Below are 6452 nucleotides of genomic sequence, written 5' to 3'. Positions count from 1 at the left end.
GGCTCCAAAATGGGAACACTCCCCAAAATTTCGCCCCTCAAAGATCCAACGCCCACTTGCCACCCAATTCAAAAAACAACCAACGCCAAACCCCACAAGCCAGAAAACGCGTGCGCAATGCAGGTTAGGTGTCGTTTTGTCCCATAAAAAAGCTGTCTTGCCTCACTTAAAACTCTTGCGTACAAATCATTTGTTCTTGGTCACTTTTGCTTATCTAGAACGTTCCAATTCTTCGATAGGGATGGTATCGCAAATGCTGTTATCGAGCTTCAAATGAATCCAGCAAAATCAACAACACGCAAATTGATCACATCGCTCTTGGCGATCGTGTTTTGCGTGCAATCGTTGACTGCTGCGACTCTCTATGGATGCCATTGCCAAAGTAAGAGAGTTGGAAGCGGGGCGCAAACGATGTGTTGCTGCTGTTCCGCAAGTCATTGCTCGTCAGAAACCTGTTGTTGCTGCGACTCCCCCTCTGAAAGAGGTTCGTCTGAGGAGAGTCGTGTCCATTGCCAGTGTCGTCATCAACCGGAACCCGCGGTCCCTCATCAAAATAGTGTAGTGACATTCAACTGGAGTACGCTGCTTGTTGCATGTACGATCGAATCCGCTCTTGAAGCTGGGAATTCTCGACTTGCTTTCAATTTTCAAGGAGAGACGAGCTGTTGTCTCTCGCCTGCGGCTTCGGTGCAGGTTCTCTGCTGTGTCTGGTTGACATAACTGATCTCTCTGGCGTCAACGCTTTTGCGCCATAACGACCTACGAAGCTGTTATCTCAGGTGCATGTTGCACTTCCTCATGTGCAGGCAATTTGTGCTGCTGACTGATGGTCTTCCAAGAGAATTGCTGCCCGTACGCATATCTCTGGTGTGAAGTCTTTCACGACAGCAATCAAGCCTTTCAATCGCTGGTGAATCTCATGTCACAACCACTTCCTGAATCCGATCAATCCATCGAAAACTCTAAGTCGACTTCGGTTGAGCCTCAGGGTCAGCAGGTCAACAGACACAAGCAACGCGTGGAAACACGTCGTTGGTGGCTCAAGCTGATCATTCAACCAACGTTACTCTTGTTCTGCGCTGCCGTTGCCATCGCTGGGGTCGGACTGGCTCAACGATTGGGATGGATCACTTCCGGTGGTGGCGGAGCAGCACATGGTTCAGCTGTCAATGCAGCGGCAGACGTCGACTACATTTGCCCAATGATGTGTACACCTCCCCAGAAGGAACCGGGACGATGTCCCGTTTGTGCGATGGAGTTGGTGCCCGCCTCTGCAGGAGGATCTGGTGGAGATGAACGGTCTGTGGTCGTCGATCCTGCGTCCAGGCGAGTGGCGAACATTCAAACCGTTGCGGCACGTTCTGTCGTGATGACGCGCACGATTCGTGCTGTCGGCGAGTTGCAATATGATGAAGGAACACTGCGCACGATTTCGGCTTATTCTGATGGTCGATTCGATCAGCTATATGTCGACTACACCGGGGCGGTTGTCAATAAAGGGGATCGCCTGGCTTCATTTTATTCACCGGAATTGTATTCGGCGCAGGTTGAGTACCTCGAAGCTGCCAAATCGGTCAACCGGAAAACGTCACAGAACTTGCTGTCCGTCGCAGACGCGAATCAACGCATGCTTGAGAATTCACATCAACGACTCATCGAACTCGGCATGGCGGAGAAGCAGATCAAAAACTTGATCCAAAGCGGAGAAGCAGAAAGCCGACTCGACATTCTGGCACCGATGAGCGGAACTGTGATCGAGAAACTTGCGGTTGAGGGGGAATATGTGAAAGAAGGTCAGCCTGTCTTTCGGCTTGCAGACCTTTCAAGTGTCTGGCTCATGCTCGAACTTTTCCCTGAAGATGCAGCCAGTATTCGGTATGGACAATGTGTTGAGGCGATCATGAAATCGCTCCCCGGAAAATCGTTTATGGGGCGTGTGGCGTTTATCGATCCCGAAGTCGATCAGAAATCACGAACAGTGAATGTACGCGTAGTGATCGACAATACTGATGGGATCTTGCGGATCGGTGATTATGCGAAAGCAACAATCACAGTTCCGATCGGTCAAGAGGGTACGAAGGCCATTGTTTATGACCCGGACTTGGCAAACAAATGGATCAGTCCACGTCACCCACACATCATGTCTGACGAGCCGGGGAAGTGCAGTTTATGCAATATCAACTTAGTCCCTGCGTCAGACTTTGGCTTTACAAGCCAGCCACAGAAGGCATCAAACGCGATCGTGGTACCTCGACATGCAGTGTTGATGACTGCGGGAGAGAGCGTGGTTTATGTTGAAACGGAACCGGGTCGGTTTGAGATTCGCCGTGTGATAACAGGTTCGACAGCGAACGGTGAGGTCGTCATTCTCAAAGGTCTTGCTGCAGGAGAAATCGTCGCCACGAAAGGCAACTTTTTACTCGACTCACAAATGCAATTGGCAGGAAACCCGTCGTTAATTGACCCAACTCGGGCTTTAGCACCACAGGAGATGGTTCCCGGATTTGATGCCTCTATGCTCGCTGAAATCAGGCAACTCTCTCAACAGGATCAAGAGGTTGCACTTGCTCAAATGATCTGCCCTATTACGGATATGAAGCTAGGATCGATGGGAATTCCTCAGAAGGTCATGGTAAAAGGGCAGTCTGTTTTTATTTGCTGTGAAGGCTGCCGAGATGGATTACTCGAAGACCCAGATCTGTACCTTGACAAGCTGCACACAGTTCCCACTCAAAATCAATCTGAGCACAATCAGTCACTCCCTCCCGTGCCATCGATGGAAGGAACATCGTCGCTGACTCCTGGCGGGGAATTGCCTCCCATCGGTGGTATGACCATTGTCTCTCCAGAGCCACCAACAGATGGGCTTCGTGAGAAACGCTCTGCAGGTTTAGACAGTCAATCAGGGAGGGTCCAATAATGAAATCGATATTGAATTTCTGCATCCGCGAGCGACTGCTCGTCGCCATTGCTTCGATCGGACTCATCGCCTACGGATGGCATTCTGCACAGAATGTTCCTGTCGATGCGATTCCGAATGTCGGTGAGAATCAAGTGATTGTGCTCACCGAATGGATGGGGCGTTCCCCGAAAGACATTGAAGATCAGATCACTTATCCGCTCTCCATAGCTCTACAGGCTGTCCCGGGATCAAAAAGTGTCCGCGGCAAGAGCATGTTCGGCTTTAGCTTTGTGCAGGTGACGTTTGATGACGACGTTGACTTCTACTGGGCTCGCTCGCGTGTTGCTGAGCAACTGACGACAGTTGCTGGATCGCTGCCCGATGATGTGACACCCACGCTGGCACCAGATGCGACAGCGCTCGGTCAGATTTATTATTATGTGCTCGAACCGCCACCCGGGATGGACTTAGCAGAGCTTCGTTCCAAGCAAGACTTCTTTGTGAAGTACGCATTGCAGTCCGTGGACGGAGTCGCAGAAGTGGCATCGATTGGAGGATATGTCAAGCAGTATCAAATCGATATCGATCCCGACGAACTCCGTTATCACAACATCCCGTTGAGTAAGGTGATTGAAGCAGTCAAAGCTTCCAATATCGATGTCGGCGCGAAGACCGTTGAAAACGGAGACATGGAGTACATCGTTCGCGGCAAGGGATTTATCGGCTCAGACAAGACAGAACCGCAGACAATCGAACAAATAGAAGACACGGTTGTCGCCACCAAGCAAGGTGTGCCAATTACGTTAGGTGAACTTGCGAACGTGCAAATCGGTCCTGCTTTTCGTCGCGGAGCACTCGACTTTAACGGTCATGAAGCAGTCGGTGGCGTTGTCGTGATGAGGTACGGAGAGAACCCACGCGAGGTGATTGACCGCGTGAAGAAGAAAATTTCTGCGTTGGAATCGGAGTTGGATGGCATCCGCATCGTCGGTGTGTACGACCGGACTGAATTAATCGGGGAAACGATCGCCACTCTCACAACAGCACTTTCCGAAGAGACCATCATCACCATTGTCATCATGATGCTTTTTCTGTTGCACTTTCGTGCCAGCTTAATCATCGCCATTACGTTACCGACAGCAGTTCTGATGTCTTTCATTGCGATGCACCTGTTCGGCGTCGATGCCAACATCATGTCGTTAGCCGGGATTGCGATCGCCATCGGAACGATGGTCGATATGGGAATTATCATCCTCGAAAATATCTATGATCACCTTGCCGATTGGGAAGCAAACGGATCTCAGGGAGGAACAGAAGGTCGTCTCGAAGTGATTCGTGATTCCGCAGCAGAAGTTGTTCCGGCGGTGATGACAGCTGTCACCACGACAATTGTTAGTTTTCTTCCAGTCTTCTTTTTGACGGGGCGCGATCATCGTTTGTTCGCACCTCTCGCCTGGACAAAAACTTTTGCGTTAGCATCCAGCCTGATTGTAGCGGTGGTGATCGTTCCTATGCTGTGCCGAGTTCTTTTGCAAAGCACGAAGCCAACCAAGCTAAAACGAATGGGGTCTGTGCTCGGGATGACTTTCATGAGTGGGCTGCTCACTCATTTCGTATGGGCTGAAGAACTGGCACACTGGACTGGCTTAGCGCATTTCATGAATGTTGGGATTGGAATGTTGCTGGGCGTGGGAGCCGGCTGGTGGCTCGCCTCAGAACGTGTCCGTCCATTGGAGGAGAACCCCGTCAGTCGTTCAGTGCTCTGGATGTATGGCGGTCGGTTGAAGTTTGCCTTGAATCATAAGCTGCTCGCACTTTCTGCACCTGCGCTGATCTTCTTCATCGGCTTAGGTGCTTGGGTTGGTCTCCCCACAGTCCTCAAACCTTTTGAAAAAGTTGCTTCCACGTTAGGGGCGGAGATGAATGATCTGCCAGGGTATGTCGAAGCGAAACACCTCTTTACGGGTTTGCAAACGGATGACTGGATCGCACTCGACGAAGGGAGTTGGTTCTACATGCCGAGCTTGTATCCCGCCTCCAGTTTCAACCAAGCCATGGAAACATTGCAGGCTCAGGATGCCATGATCAAGCAGATCCCCGAGGTCGCCAATGTCCTCGGGAAAATCGGTCGCGTCGAGTCGGCGCTCGATCCTGCTCCAGCTGCGATGGTTGAAACCTACGTCATGCTGAAACCGCGAGAGCAATGGCGAGAAGGGATGAACGAACGCAAGATTTGGGACGAAATCAACAAGGTGGCCACACTCCCAGGGATTACGCCTGCCTCTCCACTTCAACCAATTGAAGGGCGTGTCGTGATGTTGCAAGCGGGAATTAAAGCGTCCATGGCAGTCCGGATCTATGGGGATGACCTGGAGGGACTCTCGCAAGCCGCCCGAGCCGTGGCTGCACAACTTAAAACCCATCACCTCATCAATGCAGGGACTGTCAATCCCGACATCGTCATGGGGAAACCGTATGTCGAATTCGAAGTGAATCGCAAAGAAGCAGCGCGATACGGGATGAATACCATGATGGTCAATCAGATTGTGGCCGCGGGTCTGGGAGGTATCGACGTGACGGAAACTGTTGAGGGACGGGAACGCTACCCGATTCAAGTCCGGTATGAACGGAGTGTCCGAGAACATCTTGGTGATCTTGAATCGATTCCGGTCGTTACTCACACGAATGAGGTTGTCCCGTTAGCTGATCTTGCCGATGTCACAACGACTTGGGGACCAGGCGCGATCAACAGCGAAGACGCGCGATTGGTCGCACACGTTTCATTTTCTCCACAAGGTGCTGCTGGGGATCTGGAGACCGTTGAGTCCGTCATGACTTCACTGCGTGAGGCTCGGGAGAATGGAACACTCGTTTTTCCAGAGGGCAATTTCGAATTGCAACCTGTCGGCTCTTTTCAGAACCAGATCGAAGCCAATCAACGACTTCTTTGGATTGTTCCCATTGTCATCATGATCAATTTGCTATTGCACTATCTGCATTTTCGCAACCTGCCAATTTCATTGGTCGTATTTTCCGGAATTCCGGTTGCTGCTGCTGGTGGCATGATTGCGGTGGCTGTCATGGGAGTCGATATGAATACGGCCATGTGGGTCGGCTTCATTGCCTTGTTCGGACTCGCTGCCGATGACGGGATTGTCATGGCCACTTACATGCGTGAAACATTGAGTCGCAAAACAATTCGTTCAGTAGAAGATATTCGCGTAGCGATTTACGAAGCAGGTCTCAAGCGAATTCGTCCTTGTGTCATGACAACGGTGACAACACTTGTTGCGCTGATTCCGGTACTGACATCAACGGGGCGCGGTGCCGATGTCGCACAGGCGATGGCACTTCCCGTTTTTGGTGGAATGCTGATCGAACCGTTCACGACGTTTATCGTCCCAACGCTCTATTGCGCCTATATGGAGTTCAAGATGCAGTTAGGAGTAAGCGATGAAGTTTTCACAGATGTGGATGTAAAACATCTGCATGGAGACACGAAAGCTGCGTGAGTTGGCACCAAAGAAAGCGTACAGGATCACGGCATTCG

2 protein-coding genes are annotated in these 6452 nt (G+C 51.1%); both read left to right on the top strand.

The genetic code is table 11. The features are described from left to right. Positions 1-919: 919 nt before the first annotated feature. Entirely contained in the window at positions 920-2920 is a 2001-nt protein-coding gene (locus ACN0YR_RS11400) for an efflux RND transporter periplasmic adaptor subunit (protein WP_417849341.1), read from the top strand. Then, positions 2920-6414, top strand: coding sequence for an efflux RND transporter permease subunit (locus ACN0YR_RS11395; RefSeq protein WP_417849340.1), 3495 nt, complete (start codon positions 2920-2922; stop codon positions 6412-6414). The genes ACN0YR_RS11400 and ACN0YR_RS11395 overlap by 1 nt, the downstream gene beginning before the upstream one ends. Positions 6415-6452: the final 38 nt, after the last annotated feature.

Source organism: Thalassoglobus sp., assembly GCF_048270125.1.
Lineage (GTDB): Bacteria > Planctomycetota > Planctomycetia > Planctomycetales > Planctomycetaceae > Thalassoglobus.
This window is presented reverse-complemented; position numbering and strand designations above follow the sequence as displayed.

Coding starts and splice junctions, on each gene's coding strand:
- ACN0YR_RS11395 (WP_417849340.1), top strand. CDS start 2,920: ATGAAATCGATATTGAATTTCTGCATCCGCGAGCGACTGCTCGTCGCC.
- ACN0YR_RS11400 (WP_417849341.1), top strand. CDS start 920: ATGTCACAACCACTTCCTGAATCCGATCAATCCATCGAAAACTCTAAG.